The organism is Streptomyces sp. NRRL S-340 (assembly GCF_000720185.1).
In the GTDB taxonomy this organism is placed as follows: Bacteria; Actinomycetota; Actinomycetes; order Streptomycetales; family Streptomycetaceae; genus Streptomyces.
Genome location: NZ_JOIY01000020.1, coordinates 13,273 through 38,857, shown reverse-complemented (window position 1 = coordinate 38,857; position 25,585 = coordinate 13,273). Strand labels below are relative to the sequence as shown.

The following is a 25,585-nucleotide window of genomic DNA, read 5'->3' as shown; positions in this document are numbered from 1 at the left end:
TCGGCCGGGCGTCCGGTGCGGGCGGTGGCGGCTCGGCCCGGCGTTCTGGGTGACCGGTGGTGTCCGGGGCCGCCGTGCGGTCGGCGGCGCGGGGCGCCGGCCGCCGGCTCGCGGCGGCGCGCCGGCGGTGCCTGCCCGGCGGCCCGGACACGCCGGTGTCCGCCCGGCGGCCCGGACACCGCCGGCCGGTCAGGTCAGCTGGGGCGGGAGCGGGGCCGTGTGGGTCACGATCAGGCCCGACACCGCACGGGTGAGCGCCACGTACAGGCGGCGCAGACCGGTCCGTTCGTCCGGCTCGCCGTCGACCACCGCCTGCGGGTCGTCGAGGACCACGTAGTCGTACTCCAGGCCTTTGGCGAGGGAGGCCGGGACCAGGGTCAGCCGGGTCTCGGCCGTCGTCTCCTCGCCGGGGGAGAGGTGGGCCAGGCCCGCCGCGGCCAGGGCGTCGGCGAGGGCCGGGATCCGGGCGTCGGCGGCGATCAGGCCGGTCGAGCCCTCGTGCCGCAGCAGTTCCTCGCACGCGGCGACCACATCGGCGTTCCCCTCGGCGGCCCGGATCCGGAAGAAGCCCGGGTTCTCTCGGACCGAGGCGACCGGCGTCAGCCCCGGCGCGATGTGCGGCAGCAGCCGGGAGGCGTAGGCGATGACGTCCGTCGGCACGCGGAAACCGGCGGTCAGCTCCTCGATGACCCCCTCGGACTTGCCCAGGTGGGCCAGCGCCTCCTCCCAGGTGCGGGTCGCCCACGGCGTGGTGCCCTGCGCCAGGTCGCCGAGGACGGTCGCGGAACCGGTGGTGCAGCGCCGGCCGACCGCGCGGTACTGCATCGGTGACAGGTCCTGCGCCTCGTCCAGGACCACGTGTCCCAGGGAGTGGGTGCGCTCCACCAGGTCGGCGGCCTCGTCGATCAGCACCGTGTCGGCCGCCGACCACTTCGCGGACTTCACCGACCGCACCGGCTTCGCCCACAGGATCGCCTTCTGCTCCTCCTCGCCGAGGATCCCCTCGGCGTGCTCGGCGAGGAAGCCGGCGTCCGTGAGCAGCCGCAGCACCAGCTTGGCCGGGTCGACCGGCGGCCAGAGGGCCTTGACGGCGGCCTTCACCGCCGAGTTGCGGGCCACGGTGTCCTGCACGCGGTCGTCGGGGGCCTCGCCCGCCCGCTCCATCTGCACCAGCACGGCGTGCGCGATGCGCTGCGGCAGGGCCTCGCGGGCGGCTCCGTAACGGATCCCGCGCTCCAGCAACTCCCGGACCAGCCCCTCCAGTTCGTACGCGGGGACGCGCCAGCGGCGCGAACCGCGCACCACCACGACCGGCTCGGTGGGCATCGTGACGTGCGAGTACAGCGCCCTGCGCAGCACCTCGGCCATGCGCGCGTCGCCCTTGACCAGCGCCGCCGCCGCGTCGTCCGTGCCGCGCACCTCGGCGTGGGCGACCAGGTCGTCGACGGTCGCCTGCTGCACGGCCAGCTCGCCGAGGGCCGGGAGCACCTGTTCGATGTAGTGCAGGAAGGACCGGTTCGGGCCGATCACGAGGGTGCCGGTGCGGGCCAGGCGCTCGCGGTGGGCGTAGAGGAGGTAGGCGACCCGGTGCAGGCCGACGGCGGTCTTCCCGGTGCCGGGGCCGCCCTGGACGCAGACGGTGCCGCCCAGGCCGGAGCGGACGATCTCGTCCTGCTCGGGCTGGATGGTCGCCACGATGTCGCGCATCGGGCCGACGCGCGGGCGCTCGATCTCCTGCTGGAGCAGCTTGCTGGTGGTGGCGGCCTCGGCCGGGTCGGACAGGTGCTCGTCCTCGTACGCCGTCAGGTCGCCGCCCGTGTAGCCGAAGCGGCGGCGCAGTCCGACGTCCATCGGGTCCTTCTTCGACGCCCGGTAGAACGGCTGGGAGACCGGCGCGCGCCAGTCGATGACCATGGGGTCGCCGTCGGCGTCGTGCACGTGCCGCCGACCGATGTAGAAGCGCTCGCCGTCGGCGCCCTCCGCCCGGTCGGCGCCGGGGGCGTGCAGGTAGTCGAGGCGGCCGAAGAACAGCGGGGTGTCGCTCAGGTCGGCCAGCGCCTTGATGCGCTCGTCGATCTGCCGGGCGAGCACCTCGGCGTTGACCCAGTTCGCGCTGACGTCGCGGATGTCGAGCGACTGGACGTCCTCGCGCATGGCGCGCAGGGCGGCGCGGGAGGCGGCCAGGTGGGAGCGCTCACGGGCGAGCGGGTCGTCCGCGGGGGGCTCGGCGGCCGCTGCCGCGGCCGTCCGGGGTGCCGCGGGACGTGCTTCGGAGTCGGTGGGCGTGGACGACGACAAGGGAGTGCCTCCGGAAGACCTACGGGACAGTCGGCGCGGCGGTGCCGCGCGCGGCGGCGGGTGACGCGGTGCCGTGCGGCGCGGGCGCGCGGGAAACTGCCGGCCGGTTTCCGTCCGGTCGGCGGCACTCCGTGGGGAGGCGGGCAGGAGCGGAGATTGTAGAGGGCCGGGGGCGGTGAGGGCCAACCGTTTTCCGGCGGGCGGGCGGCCCGGTGACACCCGACGGCTGAGCGGCTGGGCGACTGGGCGGCCACGTGGCCCGGCGGTCCGGTGGCCCGGCGCGCCCGGTGGTCCGGTGGCCCGGCGCGCCCGGTGGCCTGCTGGTCCGGCGGCCGGGCGGGGCCGTGGGTCCCGGTGTGGCGGGTGGGCCGGCCGGTGCTGCCGGGGGAGCCGGCCGGGGCGTCCCCTAGGGGAAGCCGCCCGGTCGGTGTAGGGGACGGACTCCCTCCGGAGGGGTACGCGGAGGGCGGGAGGATTGGCTCCGCAGACCGATGCCGGCCAGGCGTCCCGAGAGCCACCCTTGAGTCATGAGTGCAGCGACCATCCATCCGGCACCCGCCGCTCGCCCGGCCGGTGCCACGGCTGTCAGGGGCAGCCACCACCACCGCCTGGGCGACGCCCTGCACGCCGTCAAGGTGTTCGCGGGTGCCGCGTTCGACGTGATCATCCTCGGGGAGTACGGCGAGGAAGCGGGCATACGCCACAAGTAACCCTTTAGGGTCGGCCCGTGACAGAACGGACGGTGGCCCTCCGGTCACGCGCGGCGGCCCACCCGGCCCTCCTGGCGGTCTCCCTCCTCGCCCTGGGGGCCGTGTTCGCCTCCCTGCGCCTGCCGATGCCCGACGCCCTGGTGTACCGGGCCGAGGGCGCCGCCGTCCTCCACGGCCGTGACCTGTACGGCTTCGAGGTCACGGAGGGCCACCTCCCGGCCACCTACCCGCCGTTCGCGGCAGTGCTGTTCGTGCCGACCGCGCTGCTGCCCGTACCACTGCTGAAGTCGGCCTTCCTCGCGGGCAACGCGCTCCTGCTCGCCTGGCTCGTCCACCTGTCCGCACGCCTGGCGGGCCGCCCCGCCGGCCTCGCCACGCTGTGCACCGCGACGGCCCTGGCCCTGTGGTGCGAACCGGTCTTCCAGACGTTCCGGTACGGGCAGATCAACCTCGCCCTGGCCTGCCTGGTGCTGTGGGACCTCACCCGGCCGCCCGGCGCGCGCGGCAGGGGCGCGGCGATCGGTCTCGCGGCCGGCGTCAAGCTCACCCCGGGACTCTTCGCCGTCTACCTGCTGCTGCGCGGGCGCGGACGCGAGGCGGCCACCGCGGCCGCCGCCTTCGCCGGGACCGTCGCCGTGGGCGTGCTCGCCGAGCCGGCGGCGAGCGTCGCGTACTGGACCCGTCATGTCTTCGAGACCGACCGCGTGGGGAAACTGTGGATCGTCGACAACCAGTCCCTCCAGGGCCTGATCGCCCGCGTGCTGCGCGACCCCGCTCCCGGGCTCGCCTGGCTGCTGCCGGACCTAGCGGTCGTCGCCGCCGGCCTCTGGCTGGCCCGCCGGGCACCCGGCGAGCGGTGGGGCGTCCTGCTGACCGCCTTCACCGCGCTGCTGGTCTCCCCGATCAGCTGGTCCCACCACTGGGTGTGGTGCGTGCCGCTGACCGCCGTGCTCCTGGCCGAGGGCCACCGGGCCTGGGCGGCGCTCACCGCGGTCGTCTTCACCGCCCGCACCCTGTGGCTGGTCCCGCACGCCGGCGAGCTGGACCTGCGCCTGCCGTGGTGGCAGGAACCGCTCGCCGCGCCCTACGCCCTGCTGGGCCTCGCCCTGCTGGCGGCGAGCGCCCTGGGGTGTGTGGGACGCGGCGGCGACGGCGCGGCCCCGGTCAGGCTTCCCCGGCCAGCAGTTCGTCCGCGTCCATGATCCGGTAGGCGTAGCCCTGTTCGGCCAGGAAGCGCTGGCGGTGCGCGGCGAAGTCCTGGTCGATCGTGTCGCGGGCGACCACCGAGTAGAAGTGGGCCTGGTGCCCGTCGGCCTTGGGGCGCAGTACGCGGCCCAGCCGCTGGGCCTCCTCCTGGCGGGAGCCGAAGGTGCCCGAGACCTGGATCGCGACCGTGGCCTCCGGCAGGTCGATGGAGAAGTTCGCCACCTTGGAGACCACGAGCACGTTGATCTCGCCCTCGCGGAAGGCGTCGAAGAGCTTCTCCCGCTGGGCGTTGGACGTCTCACCCTTGATGACCGGGGCGTTCAGGTGCTCGCCCAGTTCGTCGAGCTGGTCGATGTACTGGCCGATCACGAGGATCTGCTGCCCGGCGAAGCGGCGCACGATCGCCTCCGTGACCTTCCGCTTGGTCGCGGTGGTGGCGCAGAAGCGGTACTTCTCCTCGGTCTCGGCGGTGGCGTAGGCGAGCCGCTCGGAGTCGGTCAGGTTCACCCGGACCTCGACGCAGTCGGCGGGCGCGATGTAGCCCTGCGCCTCGATCTCCTTCCAGGGCGCGTCGAACCGCTTCGGGCCGATCAGGGAGAACACGTCGGACTCGCGGCCGTCCTCGCGCACCAGCGTCGCGGTCAGACCGAGCCGCCGCCGGGCCTGGAGATCGGCGGTGAACTTGAAGACCGGCGCGGGCAGCAGGTGCACCTCGTCGTAGACGATCAGCCCCCAGTCCCGGGAGTCGAACAGCTCCAGGTGCGGGTAGACGCCCTTCCGCCGGGTGGTGAGGACCTGGTAGGTGGCGATGGTGACCGGCCGGATCTCCTTGCGGGTCCCGCTGTACTCGCCGATCTCGTCCTCGGTCAGCGAGGTCCGCTTCACCAGCTCGTGCTTCCACTGCCGGGCGGAGACGGTGTTGGTGACGAGGATCAGCGTGGTGGACTTGGCCTGCGCCATCGAGCCCGCGCCGACCAGGGTCTTGCCGGCCCCGCAGGGCAGGACGACCACACCGCTGCCGCCGTGCCAGAAGTTCTCCACGGCCTGCTTCTGGTAGGGCCGCAGCGCCCAGCCGTCCTCGGCCAGCTCGATCGGGTGCGCCTCGCCGTCGACGTACCCGGCCAGGTCCTCGGCCGGCCAGCCCAGCTTCAGCAGCGTCTGCTTGATCTGTCCGCGCTCGGAGGGGTGCACGGCCACGGTGTCCGCGTCGATGCGGGTCCCGACCAGCGGGGCGATCCGCTTGGACTTCAGGACCTCCTCCAGCACCGGCCGGTCCGTCGTCGTCAGCACCAGGCCGTGCGCGGGGTGTTTGCTGAGGGTGAGCCGTCCGTACCGGTCCATCGTCTCGGCGATGTCGACGAGCAGCGCGTGCGGCACCGGGTAGCGGCTGTACTGCACGAGGGCGTCCACGACCTGCTCGGCGTCGTGGCCGGCCGCCCGCGCGTTCCACAGGCCCAGCGGTGTCACCCGGTAGGTGTGGATGTGCTCGGGCGCCCGCTCCAACTCGGCGAAGGGGGCGATGGCGCGGCGGCAGTCGTCGGCCTGCTCGTGGTCGACCTCCAGGAGCAGGGTCTTGTCGGACTGGACGATCAACGGACCATTCACGCGCGGCACCCTTTCGCTGACGCGGCCGGACGGCTCGGCCAAAACTCCAGTGTGCACCACCGGCCGCGCGGGCCGGGCCCCTCACGACGGGCGGGCGGCCGACGGCCGGAGAGGGACCGGACCCCGCCGGACCCCGCCGGACCGCAGGCGGAGCGGCCGGACCGCAACCGGAGCGCCGGGCGGCCCCCGGGCGGCCCGCGCCGGGGCCGCGGAAGGTCATGGCGTCCCTCAGCCGGCGTCCGGCTCCAGCTCGGCCACCCCGGTGATCCGGTGCAGGGGGTAGGTGCGCACCTCGTCCGCCGTGTGGTCGTACGCCGTCACGAAGCCGCCCTCGACCCGGATGGGGGCGATGACGTGCTGGCCGGCGGTGCCCTCGGCGTTGACGTAGCCGATCCACAGGGCCTCGCCGGTGAGGACGGCGGCCTGCATGGTGGCCAGCGTCTCGGCGGAGCTGGTGCGGGGCAGGTCGCCGTCTGCCGCGGCCGACGCGGTCGCCTTGCGCGGCGCGGTGGAGGCCAGGTCGCCCGCCCGGATCGCGCGCACGGCCGCCGACAGCAGCGTGGCGTCGGGGACGGGCGGGCCGTCCGGGACCGGTGCGGGGGCGGTGCGCGGCGGGGTGCGGTGGGAGTCGGCCCGTGCGATCAGGACGTCCCCCTCGGCGGACTCCGCCGCCGGGGCGTACCCCATCGCGCGCAGGCCCTCCAGGAGGGCGGCCGGGTCGGCGGGCGTGGCCAGCACGGTCGGGGCGAGACGGCGCAGGCGCAGGCCGGCCGAGCGCTTGTCGGCGAGGATCTCGTTCAGCAGCGCGTCGTCGTCGCAGCGCACGTAGGCCGACGCGGCGCCCACCCGCAGGTGCCCGTGGCGCCGGGCCACGTCGTCGATCAGGTACGCGAGCGGCTGCGGGACCGGCGTGCGGGAGTGCTGGGCGAGGAAGGCGTGCAGGTCGGCGGCGGTGCGGCCGGCGTCCAGGGCGCGCCGCACCGAGGCCGGGGTGAACCGGTAGACCGTCGCGCCGCCCTTGGACTCCACGTTCGCGAGCACGCCCAGCACATCGGCCAGCGGCCGTCGCAGCGGGCCGGGCGCCACCGCCGTCAGGTCCGCCTGGAGCAGGACGTGGTCCAGCGGCTCGGGCAGCAGCGGCGCGAGCAGGCGTGCGGCGGCGGCCGCGGAGTCCGCCTGCTCGGCGGCGGACGGAACGGCGGGGGCGGGGGAGACGGACGGGACGGCGCCCGGGGCGCCGGCGGCATCGGCCCGGTGGTGGACGGGCAGCTTGTCCCCCGGCCCGGTGGGCTCGGCCGCCGGTGCCGGGGCAGCCGCGGGCGGTGCCCCCAGCAGCGCCCTGCCGTGCGCGGACAGCGCGCCCCGCCCGGTGACGCCCAGCAGCTCGGCCTCGGACAGCGTCCACCGGGCGAGGCGCTCCCGCAGGTCGTGGTCCTGATCGCGCTGCGGCCCGCGCAGCGGACGCTCCCAGCGCAGCCGGGCGAGGACCGACTCGGGGTCCGGGGCGGTGCCCTCGGGCAGACCGGCCAGCAGGGACAGCACGCGGCGCCGTACCTCCGGGGCGGCCGAGCGGTCCAGCCCCGGGCCGAGCGCGGACAGCGTGCGGTCCTTCGCGTCCCGCCCGCCGACCACACCCGGCGTCCGCGTCGCCGACAGCCACGCCCCGGCCAGGTGCGCCCAGCGGTCGGCCGGGGGCCGCTCCAGCCACTCGTCGTGGGCGGGGGTCGCCGCGTACCGCTCCTCGACGTCCCCGTCCGAGGCCAGCAGCCCGGCCGCGTAGGCGAGTTCGAGCCAGAACGCGGCGACCGGCTCGGACACGTCCAGCGCGACGGCGGTGCGCTTGAGGTCGCGCACGCTCAGGCCGCCCGCGCGCAGCACGGTCGGACCGCCCTCGTCCCAGTCCTTCAGCAGTTCCTCGACGGTGGCCAGCGCCGTGTACGCCTGCCCGGCCGCCGTCGCGTCCACGATCTGCGGGCGGTGCGCGGCCGCCGCGGTCACGGCGGGCGGCACCGGCTCGGGGGCGCGGTGCGCCCGGCCCGCGCGCAGGTGCAGCGCCACCTCGCGGGGCAGCACGACCGTGCCGGGCGCCGTGGGCAGCAGCAGTCCGCGGTCCATCAGCAGCCGCAGCCGGGGCGCGGGATCGGCGGTGACCTGCCCGTACGGGGGTCCCCACACGAGGCGTTCGAGGACGTCCAGGGAGTCGTCCGGCACCGTCGCCAGCAGCGCGGCCATCCGCTTCCGGTCGGTGAACAGCGCGGTGAGCGCGGCGACCGCGGAGACGGAGTCGTGGGTGGAGGGCAGCCCGGCGGCGGTCACGATCTCCTGGATGCGGCCCGGCGACATGCCCGCCGTGGCCTCCTGCACCGTCGGCCCGAGTCCGGTGGGGGAGGGGTGCTGCGCGGAGGGGGCGAGCAGTTCCCGGGCGGTGCGCACCAGGCGCAGCCGGTCGTCGTCGCCCCAGACCAGGGCCTGCTCGCGCAGCGTGCCGAGCGCGCGGGGCAGCGCGGCGGCGACGGCGGCGTCCCCTTCGTCCCCGGCCATCAGGCCGAGCAGTTCGCCGTACGCCGCCGGGTCGCCCGCCACGGCCAGCGCCTCCGCCGTCTGGAGGGCGAACCGGTCCAGCCGCTCCAGGGCCCGCACCACCGAGGCGCGGGTGCCGGCGCGGGTGGCGAGCTGGGTGAGGTCGGCGGGGACCGGCGTGATGAGGTCCGGGCGGCTGCGCAGCAGCGCGGTCAGGGAGGCGTCGTCCCGCGCCCGGAGCGCCTCCGCGAGCGAGCGGGGGGCTGCCGCCGGTTTCTCATCGCTGCTCATCCGACCCACGGTAGCGGGTGCCCGCGACGGCCCGGCAGGCACGCGGCGGCGACGGGGCCGGCGGCGCAGCCCGGGCACGCGGGCGGCGGCACCGGCACGGGGGCCCGTGCGAGCGGGCGGCGGCAGGCCCTCCGGGGGTGCGGGCGGCGAGACCGGTGGCGGGCGGCCGGGCGTGCGGGCGGTGGCGGGCGGCCGGGCGGGTGGCCGGGTGTGGACGCGGTTCCGGGCGTGGGGCGGCCACGCGGTGGCGGGTTCCCGGCGGTGGCGGGCGGTGGCGGGCGGCGGGTGCGGACGCGGTGGCGGGTTCCGGACGGGCCGGCGTGCCCGCGGTGGCGGGTTCCGGCTGTCCGGCGGTGGCGGGCAGCCGGTGCGCGGGTGGCGACCGGCTCCCGGCTGTGCGGGCGGCGTCGGGTTCCCGGGTGTGCCGGCGGTGGCAGGGTCCCGGCCGTGCGGGCGGTGGTGCGGTCGCCGTCGGCCACGGTCGCCGGTGGCTACGGTGGGCGCCGCGCACGCGGTACCGTCGTGCCACGGGGTCATCGGCCAGCCGCCCCGGAGGGGTTCGTGGGGATCGAGAGCGACCAGGTCGTCTACGAGTATCTGAGCCGCGTCGGGGACGTCGCGCAGCAGCGCCAGCTGTCCTCGGCCACCCGGATGCGGCTCGTGTCGGAGCTGCGCAACGAGATCGACCGGTGCCGGGCGAAGGCGGCCGTCGACAGTCCCGCCGCCGTCCGCCGCATCCTGGACCGCCTGGGCAGCCCCGACGACGTCGTCGCGGCGGCGGGCGGCGGCACCGCCGGTCCGGGAGCCGCCCCGGGCACCCCCGGCGCCGGCGGCCCCGGAACCGCATGGCCCCAGGGCCCCGCCGTGCCCGTGCAGCGCGAGCCGGGCCCCGCCCCCGGCGGACCCGCCCGGAGAGGGCAGGAGACGGGAACCGGGCCCGCCGCGGATCCGGAACCGGAGCGGGAGAGGCCGAGGGGGCTGCGCCGGGTCGTGCCCAGGCCGCGTCCGGCCCGCCCGGAGGCGGCCCCCGCACCGCCGGCCGGCGGCGCCGTCCCGCCGCACCTGGCGACCGCGGACGACCTGGCCGCCGCGCTGCCCCGCGACGGCTGGTGGCGCACGCAGGGCAGCCCGTTCGGGCTCGGGGACGACGTCCCGGCCGGTTTCGTCGGCGGTGTGGAGATCCCCGACCTGCTCAAGGCCCCGCCGCCCAAGGAGCCCGCGGCGGCGGAGCCCGCGCCCGCGGCGGTCGCGGGGGAGGACGCGGCGGCCGCACCGGAAGCGGCCCCCCGGCGCCGCTTCCCCCTGCTGCCCCGGCGCGCGGGCGGGCAGGCGGGCCCCGCCGGGAGGTGGAGCAACCCGCTGCTCCTGCTCGCCGCCGCGCTGCTGGTGGGTGGTGCGGTGACCGGCAACCCGTTCGCGCTGCTGTTCGGCTGGGTCATCGCGTACGGATCCCGGCGGCTGACCCCCACGGAGTCCAAGTGGGCCGTCATGGGCATGCCCGCGCTGGCCCTGGCCGCGGGGCTCGTGTGGCTGTGGGGCCGCCAGGACGGCCGCTGGGGCACTCCCATCGCCCAGGGCCAGATGAACGACGCGGTCGCCCACACCTGGCCGTGGGTGGTCCGTGCGGCGGCCGTGCTGTCGGCCCTGTTCCTGCTCTGGCGCTCGCAGCGCCGGCGGTAGCGCCGCCCCGAGGGGGTCCGGGATCCGGTCCGGCCGTACGCCCGCCCGGCCCCCTGGGCACAATGGCCCCCATGGCCCACACCACCTCGCGTCCGCTGACCGTCGGGTTCGACCTCGACATGACCCTCATCGACTCGCGCCCCGGCATCCACGCCTGTTACGTGGAGCTGTCCGCGCGGACCGGGACGCCCGTCGACGCCGACCTGGTGGTCACGCGGCTCGGGCCGCCGCTGGAGGACGAGCTGGTCAACTGGTTCCCGGCCGAGCGGGTGGCGGCCGTGGCGGACCTGTACCGGGAGATCTACCCGGCGACCGCCGTCACGCCCACGCTCGCGATGCCGGGTGCGCGGGAGGCGGTCGCGGCCGTACGGCGGGCCGGGGGACGGGCGATCGTCGTGACCGCCAAGTACGAGCCGAACGCCAAGCTGCACCTGGAGCACCTGGGCATCGAGCCGGACGCGGTGATCGGCGGCCTGTGGGCCGAGCAGAAGGCGCAGGCACTGCGCGAGTACGGCGCCCGGGTGTACGTCGGCGACCACGTGGGCGACGTACGCGGCGCCCGCGCGGCCGGCGCCCTGTCGGTGGCGGTGGCCACCGGCCCGTGCGACGCGGAGGAACTGCGCTCGGCCGGCGCGGACGTCGTCCTCACCGGCCTGACCGCGTTCCCGGCCTGGCTCTCGGAGTACGCGCAGTCCGGTGAAGGGGCCGCCGAAGAGGCGGGCGCGGGGTCCGGCGAAGAGACCGGCGCGCGGCCCGGCCCGCGTTTTTCGGCCTAGACACGCGACCGGCGGCCCGGGTGCGCCCCGCCTACCCGGCGTCGCCGCGAGCCTGCCGGCGGCCCGCGGCGATCGACTGGAACACGCCGCCGGCGGCGATCAGGAAGCCGACGGCCATGAGCATGCTCAGCCCGAACATGTAGGCCGGGAAGGGCTTCGCGCCGAAGAACAAAGGCGCCACCGTCACCATGGTGCAGAGCGCGCCGAGGAAGAAGACGAGGGCACCGGCCCGGATCAGCCGGTCACCGGGGGCGGGATTCGCTGGGGTCTTGTCACGCACCCGCCCAGGGTAGTTCCCCGCGCCCCGTACCGGGCGGGGGCCGGGGCACGGGCGGCGTCCCGGCGACGCCCGCGGGCGGTCGCCGGCGTCACCGGGCAGGCAGGGCGGACGCGGTGCCGACGGGCGGTCCGCGCGGCCGTGCGCCTCTTTTGCGCCACCCGGGGCGCGCGGGCTCCCGGCCCCGTTACGGGGCGTGGTTAAGGGCGTGATCGGGTGGGGAGAGCCCCGGTAAGGTGGTTCGTCGGCAGTTCAACGGCGTCCGGGACCGATCGAGGGAGTGTGTGCTTTGCCGACTGGCAAGGTCAAGTGGTTCAACAGCGAGAAGGGCTTCGGCTTCCTCTCCCGCGACGACGGCGGCGACGTCTTCGTCCATTCCTCGGTCCTTCCCGCCGGAGTAGACACGCTCAAGCCGGGACAGCGGGTGGAGTTCGGAGTGGTCGCCGGTCAGCGCGGCGACCAGGCCCTGACCGTGACGCTTCTCGAACCGGCCCCCTCGGTCGCGGCGGCGCAGCGCAAGAAGCCGGACGAGCTGCTCTCGATCGTCCAGGATCTGACGACGCTCCTGGAGAGCGTCGGCCAGACCCTGGAGCGCGGGCGCTACCCCGAGAAGGCCTCCGGCAAGAAGGTCGCCGGACTGCTGCGCGCGGTCGCCGACCAGCTGGACGTGTGACCCGGCCGGCCGGTCCGGGTCACGGTCCCCGCCGCGGTGCCGGCGGCGCCGTCGGAGCCGGTCAGGGGAAGGACAGCGCGTCCGGGCCGAGGGGCGGTACGAGTCCCTCGGCCGCCGCCCGGGTGAGCAGCCCGCGGACCGCCGCGTAGCCGTCCTCGCCCAGGTCGGCGGTGAACTCGTTGACGTACAGCCCGATGTGCTGGTCGGCGACGGCCGGGTCCATCTCCTGGGCGTGCTCCATGACGTACGGCCGCGACGCCTCGGGGTCGTCCCAGGCGGCGCGCACCGAGGCGCGGACCGACTCGGCCAGCCGGTTCAGCGTGTCCGCGCCCAGCGACCGCTTGGCGATGATCGCGCCGAGCGGGATGGGCAGCCCGGTGGTGGCCTCCCAGTGCTCGCCCATGTCGGCGAGCTTGTGCAGACCGTAGTTCTGGTACGTGAAGCGCGCCTCGTGGATCACCAGACCGGCGTCGACCTTCCCGTCCCGCACGGCCGGCATGATCTCGTGGAACGGCATCACGACGATCTCGCCCACCCCGCCGGGCACGGTGTCCGCCGCCCACAGCCGGAACAGCAGGTACGCCGTCGACTTCTCGCTGGGCACCGCGACCGTGCGCCCCTGGAGGCCGGCTTCCGGCTCGCGGGTCAGCACCAGCGGCCCGCAGCCCCGGCCGAGCGCGCCGCCGCACGGCAGCAGCGCGTACTCGCCCAGCACGTACGGCAGCACCGCGTACGACACCTTCAGCACGTCCAGCTCGCCGCGCTCGGCCATGCCGTTGGTGACGTCGATGTCGGCGAAGGTGACGTCGAGGGCGGGCGCGTTCGGGACGCGGCCGTGGGCGAGGGCGTCGAAGACGAAGGTGTCGTTGGGGCAGGGCGAGTAGGCGATCTGCAACTGCTCAGGATTCTGCGGGCTCATGTGGCTTCCAACTCTCCAGTACGGGGACGAGCTTCCCGAAGCCCTCGGTCAGGGCCGCGAGCGCGTCGCCGATGCGCCAGGCGGCGCGGTCGCGCGGCCCGACCGGGTTGGAGACCGCGCGCAGCTCCAGGACGGGGACGCCGTGCGCACCGGCCGCCTCGGCGACGCCGAACCCCTCCATGGCCTCGGCGAGGGCGCGGGGGTGGCGGGCGCGCAGGGCACCGGCGCGGGCGGCGGTGCCGGTCACCGTCGAGACGGTCAGCACCGTGCCGGTGGCCGCGCCGGTCGCGGCGGCGGCTGCCCGTACGAGTGATTCGGGGGGACGGTGGGTGACGGTGCCGAAGCCGAGGTCGGTCACCGGCAGGAACCCGTCACCGGTCTCGGCACCCAGGTCGGCGGCGGTGATCTCGTCGGCGACGACGAGCGACCCGACGGGCGCCCCGGCAGCCGCGGCGGGCGGCGCGCCGCCGTCCGTCGCGGTGTGCGCGGCGGTGGTCGTCCGGGGGTCCGCGCCCGGCTCCCGGCCGGGCGGGAAGCCGCCCGCGATGCCCGCGGAGACGACCAGGCCGTACGGGGTGCCGCCGAGCGCGGCGGCCGTGAGGGCGGTCGCGGTGGAGGCGGCGGCGAGGGCCGGCCCGACCCCGGCGGCGATCAGGTCGTACCCGCCGAAGCGGTGCACGGTCGTCGCGGGCAGCGCCAGTTCACGCACCGGTTCCGTGAACGCCCGTGCCACCGCGTCCCGTTCGGCCGGGACGGCGGTGGCGACGAGTACGCGTACGGAGGACGTGTCAGGAGTCCTTCTGCAGCTTGAAGGACCACACGCCCGTCACGTCCTTGTCGCCCTCCTTGATGGCGATCCAGGTGGAGTTCCCGCTGGCGCCGTACTGGGGGTTGAAGAACACGCTGCCCGGAATGGTGGTGTACGTCTTCTTGCTGGTGTCGGTCAGCGGCTGACCGTTCATCAGGACGGCCCAGCCCTTGTCCGCGATGTCCGGGTCGACGCCCAGACGGACGGTCTCGTCGGGGTCGACCTTGATCGTCTTGTCCGACTTCAGGCACTTCGGCAGGTCGGCGGTCTTGATCGCCTTGCCGTCGTTGTAGCAGGTGGCCTCCGAGTGCACCGAGTCGTCGCCGACGGTGATCGTGGCCATCGGCGTCGGCTTGTCGCAGGCCGTCAGGAGAAGCAGTCCGGCGGAAACGGCGCCGGCGGCGGCGACGGCGCGGCGGCGTCGCACAGCGGATTGCAGCGAGGTCATGGCCGAAGGCTATCGGGCGCGTCCAGCCCTCCGGCCACGCGGGGGTACGGCGTGCCGCCCGACCGGCCCGGCGGGCAGGGCCCGGCGCCCCTGGGGCCGCCCCCCGAGGGGGTCAGGCCGCCCGGGGAGGGCCGGTGTCCGTGCCGCGGCGGGCGGAGGCGAGCAGCCCGCGCGCCGTGGGGAGCCAGCCGGCCGCGACGATCGCCGCGCCCACCGACAGGCCCAGTACGCCGTTGAGCGGCAGGACGATGCCGATCGCGCCGCCCAGCACCCAGGCCATCTGCAGCAGCGTCTCGGAGCGGGCGAACGCGGAGGTGCGCACCACTTCCGGCACGTCCCGCTGGATCAGCGCGTCCAGCGACAGCTTGCCCAGCGCCTGCCCGAACCCGGCGAACGCGGCCAGGCACGCCACCAGGAACGCGCCGAAGAACACGGCCGCGGTGACCGCCACCCCGAGCACGATCGCCACGACCGTCACGACGATCAGCTCCGGGGCGCGCGAGCGCAGCCACGCGCCGACCGCGGTGCCGAGCGCGTTGCCCGTGCCCGCGGCGACGCCCACTATCCCCAGCGACACCGCCGCGCTCTCGCCGGCCAGCGGGTGCTCGCGCAGCAGGAAGGCGAGAAAGAAGATCAGGAAGCCGGACAGGCAGCGCAGCGCCGCGTTCGCGGCCAGGGCGTGGGTGACGGCCGTGCCGACGCTGCGCAGGCCGGGGCGCTTGGGCGGCCTGCGGCGCGGCCCGTGCGGCCGTTCGGCGTCGGCCGCGAGCCGCGCCCGGTCCTCGCCCTTGGCCGAGTCGACCTTGCGGGGCAGCGAGAAGGAGAGGAACGTTCCCGCGACGAAGATCACAAAGGCGCCGTACAGCGGCCAGCGCGGCCCGACCAGGTGCAGTCCCGCCCCGATGGGCGCGGCCACGCCGGTGGCGAGCAGCCCGCCCAGCGTCACCCGCGAGTTCGCCTTGACCAGGGAGAACGACGGGGGCAGCAGCCGCGGCACCACGGCACTCCTGACCACGCCGTACGCCTTCGAGGCGACCAGCACGCCGAGGGCCGCGGGATACAGCTCCAGGCCGCCGCCGGCCGCGGCCCCCGCGATGATCAGCGCGAGCAGCGCGCGGGCCAGCATCGCGGCGGCCATCGCGGCGCGCCGCCCGTGCGGCAGCCGGTCCAGCAGGGGGCCGATGACCGGCGCGAGGACGGTGAACGGCGCCATGGTGATGGCCAGGTAGAGCGCGACCCGGCCGCGCGCCTCGTCGGTGGGGACCGAGAAGAAGACCGTGGAGGCGAGCGCCACGGTGATCATGATGTCGCCGGCACCGTTCACCGCGTGCAGCTCGATCAGCTTGCCGAGCCCGGACTCGCCGGCGCCGTGCGCGTGCGTGGCGCGGCGGATGCCGCGGACCGTGCCGGTGACCGGCAGGCGCAGGGCACGGCCCACCGCGCGGACGGACCCGCCGAACCGGCCCGAACCGCTGCCCCGGCTGCTGCCCTCCGCCAACCCCTCGGGCTCACCGAGCCCTGCGGTCTCCGGGGGCGTCCTCGCGGCTGCCACCCCGTCATAGTGCCCCGATACGACCGCGCCTAGCGCCATTACGGCCCGGATCGACGACGGACGGCCCCCAACAGCCCCACCCCGCCCGCGCCCCTACGAGCCCCCGCGCCCCTCCCGGCCGCCCCGCACCGCTCACGGTTCGGCCCCGCTCACGGTTCGGCACCGGTCCCGATTCCGGCCCCGATTCCGGCCCGGGCCCCGATTCCGGCGCCGGTCCCGATTCCGGCCCCGGTCCGGATCGCGGGTTTCGAGCCGGGCCCGACCTCGACGGGGCCGCCTCCGCCCCGGATCAGCCTCGCCCGGTGCGGCGCCGACCGGTCCGGCGGCGATGCCCGAGGGGCCCGGCGCGGGGCGCGGCCCCGTCCCCGACGGCCCCGAACCGGCCCTCGGGCGACCCCGGACCGTCCCGGCCCTCCCGCCCCTGGCCCACGGGACCGGGGCCCGGAGGCCCCCAGACGTTCCCAGGCGTCCCCGGCCGGCGGCAGTCCGGCTCCGGCCGTCCGGGGCGGCCCTGTGCCGTCCTCCGGCCCACCGGGCCGGTGCGCGGCGCGTCCCCCCGGCGGGTCCGGCCCGGTCCCAGGGCCACGCCGGCCTGCCCGGCCGCGGGTCCCCGTCCCCGCCCCGGCCTGTCACCGGCCTGCCCGGACCGGCCGCGGGCCCCCGGGTCCCGCCCCCGGCCTGTCCGGACCGGCCCCGGAGCCCTCCGGGTCCACCTCGGATCGTCCCCGGCCTCTCCCCCCGGACCCCGCCGCGCGGGGTTGAACCCACCGTCGGTGTAGGCCCAGCGGCGGCGAGAAGGTAGCGTGCGTAGCGCGCCGTGGCGAACGTTCTCGGCCGCGCGCCTTACGTGCATACCGCAGAATGGATGACGTAGGTGCGCCCGAGCGCGATCGGGCGCGGACGTCGACGCGGTCCAGGGTCCGCTCCGTCCGCCCCGCCGCCTTCAGGCCGGCGCACCCGAGAGACGGCGTAGGAGAGAAGCGATACCTGTGAGCGCAGCGACCACGCGAAGCCGCACCCCCGACCGCCTGTGCGCCGAGGCGGTCGACCTCGCCCGGACCGCAGCCGAGGAGGCGGCGGCCCCCGGCGTCGTCGGCGAGCACTCCGGCCTGGTGTCCGAGGGCGACCGCGTCGTCACGCACTTCTTCGAGTGCAAGGAGCCCGGCTACCGCGGCTGGCGCTGGGCGGTGACCGTGGTCCGCGCCTCGCGCGCCAAGATCGTCACCCTGGACGAGGCCGTCCTGCTGCCCGGCCCCGACGCCCTGCTCGCCCCCGAGTGGGTGCCCTGGAGCGAGCGGCTGCGCCCCGGCGACATGGGCCCCGGCGACCTGCTGCCCACCGACGCCGAGGACCTGCGTCTGGAGCCCGGTTTCTCCGGGGAGGACGAGCCCGCGCCGAATTCCGCGGTCTCCGAGGAGATGGCGGAGCTGGCGGAGGCCGAGGACGCCGACGTCACCGCGGGCCCCCCGCGCAACCTGCCCACGGCCCCCTCCCGCGGCTCGATCGCCGCGGTCGCCGAGGAACTGGGCATGCGCCGGGCCCGGGTCCTGTCCCGCTACGGCCTGCATGCCGCCGCCGACCGCTGGGAAGAGGCGTACGGCGCCAGGACCCCGATGGCCCAGGCGGCCCCGGCGTCCTGTGTGAGCTGCGGTTTCCTGACGCCGATCGGCGGCTCGCTGGGCCAGGCGTTCGGTGTCTGCGCCAACGAGTTCTCCCCGGCCGACGGGCGGGTCGTCTCCCTGGCGTACGGGTGCGGCGGCCACTCCGAGGCGGCCGTCATGCCCAAGCCCCCGCAGCCGGCTGCGCCGGTGGTCGACGAGACCCGCGTGGACCCGTTCCCGCTGCGCCCGGCGCGCGACTCGGGCTCGGTGCCCGTCGCCGACGACGAGACCGCCGAACTGGGGCACTCGTAGGCACCCTGGGGGACGCCGGACCTCTCGACGGGACCTGGCGGCTCTCGGATTTCCCGGCGTCCCCCGCCGCCCGGCGCGGTCTGCGCCGGGCCCGGTGGCGCCCTGCGCCGCGCGGTACCGTCGGGGCACCCTCATGAGGAGAATGAACGTGAGCATGTTGGTGCAGCCCTCCGCCGGGGGAGACCCGTTCGGGACCGCGCGTCTGCGGCGCGGCGTGCTGGACGCGTGGGCGACCAGCCCGGCCAGGTTCCGTGAGGACGCCAACGCCGAGGAGGACCTGGTCCTCGGCGGCTACCGGGACCGGCTCGTCGTCGAGCTGGCGCAGAACGCCGCCGACGCCGCCGCCCGCGCGGGCGTGCCCGGCCGGCTGCGGCTGACCCTGCGCGACGGCGTCCTCGTCGCCGCCAACACCGGCGCCCCGCTGGACGCGTCCGGCGTGGAGTCGCTGTCCACGCTGCGCGCCTCCGCCAAGCGGGACACCGCGGCCTCGGACCTGCCCTCCGTGGGCCGCTTCGGCGTCGGCTTCGCCGCCGTGCTCGCCGTCACCGACGAGCCCGCCGTCGTCGGCCGGCACGGCGGGGTGCGCTGGTCGCTGGCCGAGGCCCGCGGCCTGGCCGAGGAGACCGCCCGGCACAGCCCCGGCCTCGGCGACGAGATCCGCCGCCGCGACGGCCATGTGCCGCTGCTGCGGCTCCCGTTCGCCGCCGAGGGGACCGCGCCCGGCCCCTACGACACGGTCGTCATCCTGCCGCTGCGCGACACGGCCGCCGCCGGCCTCGCCGAACGGCTGCTGCACGCCGTCGACGACGCCCTGCTCCTCGCCCTGCCCGGCCTGGAGGAGGTCGTCGTCGAGATCGGTGACGCCGCCGCGCGCACCCTGCGCCGCCGCACCGAGGGCGCGCTGACCGTCGTCGAGGACAGCGCGCAGGGCACCACCCGGTGGCGTACGGCCGCCGCGCACGGGCCGCTGACCCCCGAACTCCTGGCCGACCGGCCGGTGGAGGAGCGGCTGCGGCCCCACTGGTCCCTCACCTGGGCCGTCCCCGTCGACGCCGACGGCCACCCGCTCGCCCCGCGCACCAGCCCGGTCGTGCACGCGCCCACGCCCAGCGACGAACCGCTCGGCGTGCCCGCCCTGCTCATCGCGTCGTTCCCGCTGGACACCACCCGCCGGCACACCGCGCCCGGACCGCTCACCGACTTCCTCGCGCAGCGCGCCGCCGACGCCTACGCCGGGCTCCTCGCCGACTGGCGGCCGGTGACCGAGGCCCTCATCGCCCTGGTGCCCGGCCCGCTCGGCAAGGGTGAACTGGACGGCACGCTGCGGCAGGCCGTGCTGGAACGCCTGCCGCGCACCTCCTTCCTGCCGCCCGCCGCCGGGCCGGTCCAGGAGCAGGACGCGGACGACCTGCCCGTCTCGCTGCGGCCCCGCGACGCCGAGGTGGTGGAGGGCGCGGGCGCCGAGACCGTGCGGGTGCTCGCCGAGGTGCTGCCCACCCTGCTGCCCGCCGGACTCGAACGGCGCACGGAGCTGCGCACCCTGGGCGTGGCCCGGGTGCCGCTGACCGAAGCCGTGGACCGGCTGGCCGGCCTGGAGAAGGAACCGCGGTGGTGGCGGCGGCTGTACGACAGCCTGGCCGGTGTCGACCCGGACCGGCTCTCCGGGCTGCCCGTGCCCCTGGCGGACGGCCGTACGACGATCGGGCCCCGGCAGGTGCTGCTGCCCGCCCCGGACGCCGGCGCCTCCGCCGACCCGGACGTGCTGGCCCGCCTCGGCCTGAAGGTCGCCCACCCGGACGCCGCCCACCCGATCCTCGAGAAGCTGGGCGCGCTGCCCGCCACGCCGCGCGCGGTGCTCACCACCCCGCAGGTGCGGGCCGCGGTCGCCGCCTCCCTCGACGAGGACGCCGGCGCGTGGGACGAGGACGCCCCGGACGCCGAGGAACTCGCCGACACCGTCCTCGCCCTGGTCCGCGACGCCCGGCTGGAACCCGGCGACGAGCCGTGGCTGGGCGCGCTCGCCCTGCCCGACGAGGACGGCGAACTCGCCCCGGCCGGCGAACTGGTCTTCCCCGGCGGCCCGTTCGCCGAGGTCATGCGCGAGGGCGAACTCCCCGCCGTGGACGCCGAACTGGCCGCCAGGTGGGGCGAGGAGCCGCTGGCCGCCTGCGGGGTGCTCGTGGACTTCGCGCTCGTCCGCGCCACCGACGTCGTCCTCGACCCGGACGAACTGGAGCCCCGCGAGGGGGACTTCCCCGAGCCCGACGACCCCGGACTGCTCGACGCGGTCGACGTGTGGTCCGAGGACGTCCTCGACCGCTTCCCCGACTCCCCGGTCCCGCCGGTCGCCACCGAACTCGTCGCCGTGCGCGACCTGGACCTCGTCGACGACGACCAGTGGCCGCGGGCCCTGTCCCTGCTCGCCCGGCCGCCGCTGCGCGACGCGCTCACCCAGCCGGTGCGGATCCTGCTGCCGGACGGCACCCACGAGGTCGTACGTCCTTACACCGCCTGGTGGCTGCGCGGACACCCGGTGCTCGGCGGACGCCGCCCGGCCGGTCTGCGCGCCGCCGGCTCCGACCCGCTGCTGCGCGGCCTGTACGACGAGGCCGACGCGACCGGCTTCGACGACGAGCAGGTGCTGCGCGCGCTGGGCGTGCGCACCTCCGTCGCCGCCCTGCTGGACGAGCCGGGCGGCGCCGCCGAACTCCTCGACCGCCTCGCCGACCCCGAACGCCCGGTGAGCGCCGCCCAGTTGCACGCCCTGTACGGCGCGCTGGCCGAGCTGGACCCGGAGCGGGTGACCCTGCCCGACGAGGTGCGGGCGGTCGTCGACGGCCGGGTCGAGGTCGTCGACGCGGCCGACGCGGTGGTCTGCGACTCCCCGGACCTGCTGCCCTTCACGGCGGGCGTCCCGCTGCTGCCGGTGCGGCCCGCGCTCGCCGCCGCACTGGCCGACCTGTTCCAGGTGCGGCGGCTGAGCGAGTCGGTGCCCGGCTCGGTGGACTCCGAGGGCACCGAGCACGGCGTACCGGAGCCGGTGGGCGTCCTGCTCGGTCCCCGTACGCCCGTCACCTACGTCGAGCACGAGGAACTCGTCGTCGACGGCACCGAACTGGACTGGCGCCTGACCGGCGACGGCGTCCTGCACGCGGCCACCCTTGAGGGTGTCGCCGCGGGCCTCGCCTGGGCCGCTGGCCAGTGGCCCCGCCGCTTCGAGGTCGCCGCCCTCCTGGAGGACCCGTCCCGCACGGAGGAACTGGCCCGCGACCGCTGGTTCGACTGACCCCCGGCCGCAGGGGCTACACCGGGAAGCGGCGCCCCACCCACTTCCACAGGAACTCCAGCACCGCCGCCGCCACGACGGCGATGCCCACCGCCAGCCAGGGCATCGCCGTCCCCACCAGTCTCAGGGCGAAGAACCGCTGGAGCGCGGGCACGGCCAGCACGACGAGGAACGCCGCGCCCATGGCGGCCACCAGGAGGACCCGCCACCAGGTGTAGGGGCGGGCGATGATCGCCAGCACCCACATGGAGATCAGGAACAGAGTGAGGGTGGCCGCGCTGGTCTCCGCGTCCAGGGCGCTCGGGCCGGTGTAGTGGTGGCGGGCGATCAGGTAGGTCACGAAGGTCGCGACGGCGGCCAGGATCCCGCCCGGGACGGCGTAGCGCATCACCCGGCGGACGAAGTGCGGGCGGGCCCGTTCCGTGTTGGGGGCGAGGGCGAGGAAGAAGGCGGGGACGCCGATGGTGAGCGTGGACAGCAGGGTCAGGTGCCGGGGCAGGAACGGGTACTCCACCTGCGAGCACACCACCAGCACGGCCAGCAGCACCGAGTAGACCGTCTTGACCAGGAACAGGGTCGCGACCCGCGTGATGTTCCCGATGACCCGCCTGCCCTCGGCGACCACCGAGGGCAGCACGGAGAAGCTGTTGTCCAGCAGGACGATCTGGGCGACCGCCCGGGTGGCCTCCGAGCCGGACCCCATGGCGACACCGATGTCGGCGTCCTTGAGGGCGAGGACGTCGTTGACGCCGTCCCCGGTCATGGCGACGGTGTGCCCGCGCGACTGGAGGGCGCCGACCATGTCCCGTTTCTGCTGCGGGGTGACCCGGCCGAACACGGCCGCCTCGTCCACCTCGCCGGCCAGGCCGTCGCGTTCGGCGGGCAGCCGGCGCGCGTCGACGGCGGCGCCGGTGAGCCCGGCCTTGGCGGCCACCGCGCCCACCGAGACCGCGTTGTCCCCGGAGATGACCTTGACGCGGACGTCCTGGTCGGCGAAGTAGCGCAGGGTGTCGGCGGCGTCGGGCCGCAGCCGCTGCTCCAGGACGACGAGCGCGGCGGGCGTGACGTCCCCGGCCACCTCCGGGTCGTCCAGCTCGCGCCCGGCGCGGGCCAGCAGCAGCACGCGCAGCCCCTGCTCGTTGAGCCGCCCGGTCTCGGCGAGGGCGGGCGAGCCGTCGGGCAGGAGCACGTCCGGGGCGCCCAGCAGCCACGTACTGGACTCGCCGTCGCCCTCGCTGAAGCTGGCGCCGCTGTACTTGCGGGCGGAGGAGAAGGGCAGCGACTCCACGCAGCGCCACTCCTCGCTGTCCGGACAGGCGTCGATGATCGCCTGGAGGGAGGCGTTGGGCCGCGGGTCGGACTCGCCGAGCGCGCCGAGCACCTGGCGGACGTACGGCTCGGCGTGCCCGTTCAGCATCCGCAGCCCGGTGACGTCCATGCCGCCCTCGGTGAGCGTGCCCGTCTTGTCCAGGCACACGGTGTCGACGCGGGCCAGGCCCTCGATGGCGGGCAGCTCCTGCACCAGGCACTGCTTGCGGCCCAGCCGGATGACGCCGATGGCGAAGGCGACGGAGGTGAGCAGCACCAGCCCCTCCGGGACCATCGGCACGATCCCGCCGATGGTCCGCGCGACGGAGTCCTTGAGGTCGTCGTTCTTCGCGACGAGCTGGCTGACGACCAGACCGACCGCGGTCGGCACCATCATCCACGTGACGTACTTGAGGATCGTGGAGATGCCGGTGCGCAGCTCGGAGTGGACGAGGGTGAAGCGGGAGGCCTCCTCGGCGAGCTGGGCGGCGTAGGCCTCGCGGCCGACCTTGACCGCCTGGAAGGCGCCGCCGCCCGCGACGACGAAACTGCCGGACATGACCTGGTCGCCGGGGTGTTTGACGACGGGGTCGGCCTCACCGGTGAGCAGGGACTCGTCGACCTCCAGCCCGTCGGCCTCCACGCAGGTGCCGTCGACGACGACCTTGTCCCCCGGTCCGATCTCGATCACGTCGCCGAGGACGATCTGCGAGGTGCTGATCTCGGTGGCGGTGCCGTCGCGCCGGACGGTGGGCCGGGACTCCCCGATCACGGCGAGCGAGTCCAGGGTCTGCTTGGCCCGCCACTCCTGGATGATGCCGATACCGGTGTTGGCGATGATCACGAAGCCGAACAGGCTGTCCTGGATCGGCGCGACGAACAGGGTGACCAGCCACAGCACGCCGATGATCGCGTTGAAGCGGGTGAAGACGTTCGCTCGGACGATCTCGGCGAGGGAGCGGCTGCTGCGCACCGGTACGTCGTTGACCTCGCCGCGGGCGACGCGTTCGGCGACCTCGGCGCCGGTCAGACCGCTCGCGGCGGCCCGCGGGACGGGTACGGGGTGCACCGGGTCCAGTTCCGCGCCGGCGTCGGTGTGACTCATGCTTCCGACGGTACGTGCGGATGTGCGGCTTCACTCGTCGAGCGGGGCGAAGATCCGGCCCGGGGACGAGGGGGCGTGCTGCGGGGGCTGCGGACGGGAGCCGCGGGGACCGCTGCGCCGTTCCGCCGCCGCGCCTACTCCGCCGATGCCGCCGGGCGGCCCGCGGGGGCGGCCTCGCGGTGCGCCGCCGCGCGCTTGATCGCCGCGTCCCGCTTGCGCACGTACCAGATGCCGATCAGGCCGAGGCCGCCGCCGGCCAGGCAGGTCCACAGCCACCAGGTGTGGCCGTGGTCGTCGAACCAGCCGTAGAAGGGGATCTGGACCAGGAAGAGGACGAACCAGACGATCGTGCCGCCGGTGATGGTGGCGACCACGGGGCCCTCCAGGGGCTCCGGCGCCTCGTGCTTGGGGGTCCACTTCGCCATGGGCTCAGCTTACGGCCCGCCGCCCGCGGTCCGGGGCGCCGGTCAGCAGCCGTCCGTCCGGGACCGGACGCCGGGCCCGCTCCTGGGCGGACCAGGGGTCTACGCGCGGAGATAGCCTTTTCCGCTTCATATGTTCATACTGAAACGGTCTGAGTCTGGCTACTTCTCTTCGTAGGAAACACCAACAGGGCGGCCGGGGGGAGCCTGCTGGTGAGGGAAGCGGCGGGGCTCGTCCATGTTTGGTCCCCTTCCCGGCCCGGTACTCACGTACTTCCCGCATCCCACGAGGTCATCCGCATGTCCACCCCGGCCACCGCCAAGGTCCCCGCCCCCCAGAAGCCGGGAACATCGCCCGCCTACGGCGCTCTCGACCGCTACTTCAAGATCTCCGAGCGGGGCAGTTCCCTGGCCCGTGAGGTGCGCGGCGGCTTCGCCACCTTCTTCGCGATGGCCTACATCATCGTGCTGAACCCGATCATCCTGGGCAGCGCGACGGACATGTACGGCCACCACCTGGACCACGGCCAGCTGGTCACGGCCACCGCCCTGACCGCGGCGTTCACCACGCTGCTCATGGGCGTCATCGGCAACGTCCCGATCGCGCTCGCCGCCGGTCTCGGCGTCAACACCGTCGTCGCCCTCCAGCTCGCCCCGCGCATGTCCTGGCCCGACGCCATGGGCATGGTCGTCCTGGCCGGCTTCGTCGTGATGCTGCTGGTCGCGAGCGGGCTGCGCGAGCGCGTGATGGCGGCCGTGCCGTTCGGGCTGCGCAAGGGCATCGCCATCGGCATCGGCCTGTTCATCATGCTGATCGGCCTCGTCGACTCCGGCTTCGTCTCCCGCATCCCGAACGAGGCGCACACCACCGTCCCGCTCCAGCTCGGCGCCGACGGCCACCTCAACGGCTGGCCGGTCCTGGTCTTCGTCCTCGGTGTGCTGCTCACCCTGGCCCTGCTGGTGCGCAAGGTGCCCGGCGCCATCCTGATCTCGATCATCGCGATGACCGTGCTGGCCGTGATCGTCGACCTGGTCGCGCACGTGCCGTCCTGGGGCCTGACCGTCCCGAAGTGGCCCGGCAACCCCGTCGCCACCCCCGACTTCGGCCTGGTCGGCCAGGTCAGCCTGTTCGGCGGGTTCCACAAGGTCGGCGTGCTGAACGGCGTCCTGTTCGTCTTCACCGTGCTGCTGTCGTCGTTCTTCGACGCGATGGGCACGATCATGGGCATCGGCGACGAGGCCAAGCTGACCAACGCCGAGGGCCAGATGCCCGGCATCAACAAGGTCCTCTTCGTCGACGGCATCGCCGTCGCGGCCGGCGGCGCGACCTCCTCCTCGGGCACCACCTGCTTCGTCGAGTCCACCGCGGGCGTCGGCGAGGGCGCGCGCACCGGGTTCGCGAACATCGTCACCGGCCTGCTGTTCGCCGCGGCGCTCTTCCTCACCCCGGTCGCCACCATGGTCCCGTCCCAGGCGGCCACCCCGGCGCTGCTCGCGGTCGGCTTCCTGATCCTCTCCGGCTCGATCCGGGAGATCGACTGGTCGGACTACACGATCGCCGTCCCGGCCTTCGTGACGATGCTGATGATGCCGTTCACGTACTCGATCACCAACGGCATCGGCATGGGCTTCATCACCTTCGTGGTGCTGCGCCTGGCCGTCGGCCGGGCCCGCGAGATCCCGGCGGCGATGTACGTGGTCTCGGCGGTCTTCGCCTTCTACTACCTGATGCCGGCCCTGGGCCTGACCTGATCCGCGGGGCCGCCGGCCCACGGCGGACGCCGGCGG

At 75.5% G+C, this 25,585-nt stretch carries 18 protein-coding genes; 8 read left to right on the top strand and 10 right to left on the bottom strand.

What is annotated here, in order from left to right; genetic code table 11:
* Positions 1 to 189: 189 nt before the first annotated feature.
* Positions 190 to 2,298 (bottom strand): UvrD-helicase domain-containing protein, encoded by a 2,109-nt coding sequence (locus IG64_RS17165; RefSeq protein ID WP_037856966.1) that lies wholly within the window; start codon positions 2,296 to 2,298, stop codon positions 190 to 192.
* 527 nt (positions 2,299 to 2,825) lie between these two features.
* Here IG64_RS17165 and IG64_RS17160 point away from each other — a divergent pair.
* Positions 2,826 to 3,008 carry a hypothetical protein gene (locus IG64_RS17160; protein WP_037856963.1) on the top strand — a complete coding sequence of 61 codons (183 nt, stop codon included), beginning with the start codon at positions 2,826 to 2,828 and terminating at the stop codon, positions 3,006 to 3,008.
* Positions 3,009 to 3,025: 17 nt separating this feature from the next.
* Positions 3,026 to 4,210: a glycosyltransferase 87 family protein gene (locus tag IG64_RS17155; protein WP_037856962.1), complete on the top strand. Its 1,185-nt coding sequence runs from the start codon at positions 3,026 to 3,028 to the stop codon at positions 4,208 to 4,210.
* Here the strand turns inward: IG64_RS17155 and IG64_RS17150 are convergent.
* Together IG64_RS17150 and IG64_RS17145 are read right to left on the bottom strand one after the other, a co-directional pair.
* Positions 4,173 to 5,819: a DNA repair helicase XPB gene (locus tag IG64_RS17150; protein WP_037856961.1), complete on the bottom strand. Its 1,647-nt coding sequence runs from the start codon at positions 5,817 to 5,819 to the stop codon at positions 4,173 to 4,175. The genes IG64_RS17155 and IG64_RS17150 overlap by 38 nt on opposite strands.
* A 228-nt stretch (positions 5,820 to 6,047) precedes the next feature.
* Positions 6,048 to 8,630, bottom strand: coding sequence for a helicase-associated domain-containing protein (locus IG64_RS17145; RefSeq protein ID WP_037856957.1), 2,583 nt, complete (start codon positions 8,628 to 8,630; stop codon positions 6,048 to 6,050).
* A gap of 561 nt (positions 8,631 to 9,191) precedes the next feature.
* Here IG64_RS17145 and IG64_RS17140 point away from each other — a divergent pair.
* Together IG64_RS17140 and IG64_RS17135 are read left to right on the top strand one after the other, a co-directional pair.
* Positions 9,192 to 10,310 (top strand): hypothetical protein, encoded by a 1,119-nt coding sequence (locus IG64_RS17140; protein ID WP_037856953.1) that lies wholly within the window; start codon positions 9,192 to 9,194, stop codon positions 10,308 to 10,310.
* Positions 10,311 to 10,381: 71 nt separating this feature from the next.
* Positions 10,382 to 11,086, top strand: a complete 705-nt coding sequence (locus tag IG64_RS17135; RefSeq protein WP_051813005.1) for an HAD family hydrolase — start codon at positions 10,382 to 10,384, stop codon at positions 11,084 to 11,086.
* 31 nt (positions 11,087 to 11,117) lie between these two features.
* Here the strand turns inward: IG64_RS17135 and IG64_RS17130 are convergent, their stop codons facing one another.
* The gene (locus tag IG64_RS17130; RefSeq protein WP_037856951.1) at positions 11,118 to 11,366 is read right to left on the bottom strand and encodes a hypothetical protein; all 249 of its coding nucleotides are present in this window, start codon (positions 11,364 to 11,366) and stop codon (positions 11,118 to 11,120) included.
* A gap of 286 nt (positions 11,367 to 11,652) precedes the next feature.
* On the opposite strand from IG64_RS17130, the gene IG64_RS43090 reads away from it, so the two are divergent.
* Positions 11,653 to 12,036, top strand: coding sequence for a cold-shock protein (locus IG64_RS43090; RefSeq protein WP_037856949.1), 384 nt, complete (start codon positions 11,653 to 11,655; stop codon positions 12,034 to 12,036).
* Between the two features lie 61 nt (positions 12,037 to 12,097).
* Here the strand turns inward: IG64_RS43090 and IG64_RS17120 are convergent, their stop codons facing one another.
* The 4 genes from IG64_RS17120 to IG64_RS17105 all read right to left on the bottom strand — a co-directional run bounded on the left by IG64_RS17120 (position 12,098) and on the right by IG64_RS17105 (position 15,763).
* Entirely contained in the window at positions 12,098 to 12,955 is an 858-nt protein-coding gene (locus IG64_RS17120) for a 1,4-dihydroxy-6-naphthoate synthase (RefSeq protein WP_037856944.1), read from the bottom strand.
* Entirely contained in the window at positions 12,936 to 13,688 is a 753-nt protein-coding gene (locus IG64_RS17115; RefSeq protein WP_037856941.1) for a futalosine hydrolase, read from the bottom strand. Before IG64_RS17115 ends, IG64_RS17120 begins: the two co-directional genes overlap by 20 nt.
* Positions 13,689 to 13,743: 55 nt before the next feature.
* The gene (locus tag IG64_RS17110; RefSeq protein WP_037856939.1) at positions 13,744 to 14,211 is read right to left on the bottom strand and encodes a hypothetical protein; all 468 of its coding nucleotides are present in this window, start codon (positions 14,209 to 14,211) and stop codon (positions 13,744 to 13,746) included.
* Positions 14,212 to 14,323: 112 nt separating this feature from the next.
* Positions 14,324 to 15,763 (bottom strand): MFS transporter, encoded by a 1,440-nt coding sequence (locus IG64_RS17105; protein WP_037856936.1) that lies wholly within the window; start codon positions 15,761 to 15,763, stop codon positions 14,324 to 14,326.
* A gap of 989 nt (positions 15,764 to 16,752) precedes the next feature.
* On the opposite strand from IG64_RS17105, the gene IG64_RS17095 reads away from it, so the two are divergent.
* Together IG64_RS17095 and IG64_RS17090 are read left to right on the top strand one after the other, a co-directional pair.
* The gene (locus tag IG64_RS17095) at positions 16,753 to 17,676 is read left to right on the top strand and encodes a DUF3027 domain-containing protein (RefSeq protein ID WP_037856914.1); all 924 of its coding nucleotides are present in this window, start codon (positions 16,753 to 16,755) and stop codon (positions 17,674 to 17,676) included.
* Between the two features lie 148 nt (positions 17,677 to 17,824).
* Positions 17,825 to 20,962 carry a sacsin N-terminal ATP-binding-like domain-containing protein gene (locus IG64_RS17090; protein WP_037857256.1) on the top strand — a complete coding sequence of 1,046 codons (3,138 nt, stop codon included), beginning with the start codon at positions 17,825 to 17,827 and terminating at the stop codon, positions 20,960 to 20,962.
* 16 nt (positions 20,963 to 20,978) lie between these two features.
* Here the strand turns inward: IG64_RS17090 and IG64_RS17085 are convergent, their stop codons facing one another.
* Positions 20,979 to 23,375, bottom strand: coding sequence for an HAD-IC family P-type ATPase (locus tag IG64_RS17085; RefSeq protein WP_037856912.1), 2,397 nt, complete (start codon positions 23,373 to 23,375; stop codon positions 20,979 to 20,981).
* Positions 23,376 to 23,509: 134 nt separating this feature from the next.
* On the bottom strand, positions 23,510 to 23,800 hold the full coding sequence (locus IG64_RS17080; protein ID WP_037856911.1) for a DUF2530 domain-containing protein: 291 nt from the start codon (positions 23,798 to 23,800) through the stop codon (positions 23,510 to 23,512).
* 297 nt (positions 23,801 to 24,097) lie between these two features.
* Between IG64_RS17080 and IG64_RS17075 the strand changes: the two genes are divergently transcribed.
* Positions 24,098 to 25,549: an NCS2 family permease gene (locus tag IG64_RS17075; RefSeq protein ID WP_037856909.1), complete on the top strand. Its 1,452-nt coding sequence runs from the start codon at positions 24,098 to 24,100 to the stop codon at positions 25,547 to 25,549.
* Positions 25,550 to 25,585 lie beyond the last annotated feature (36 nt).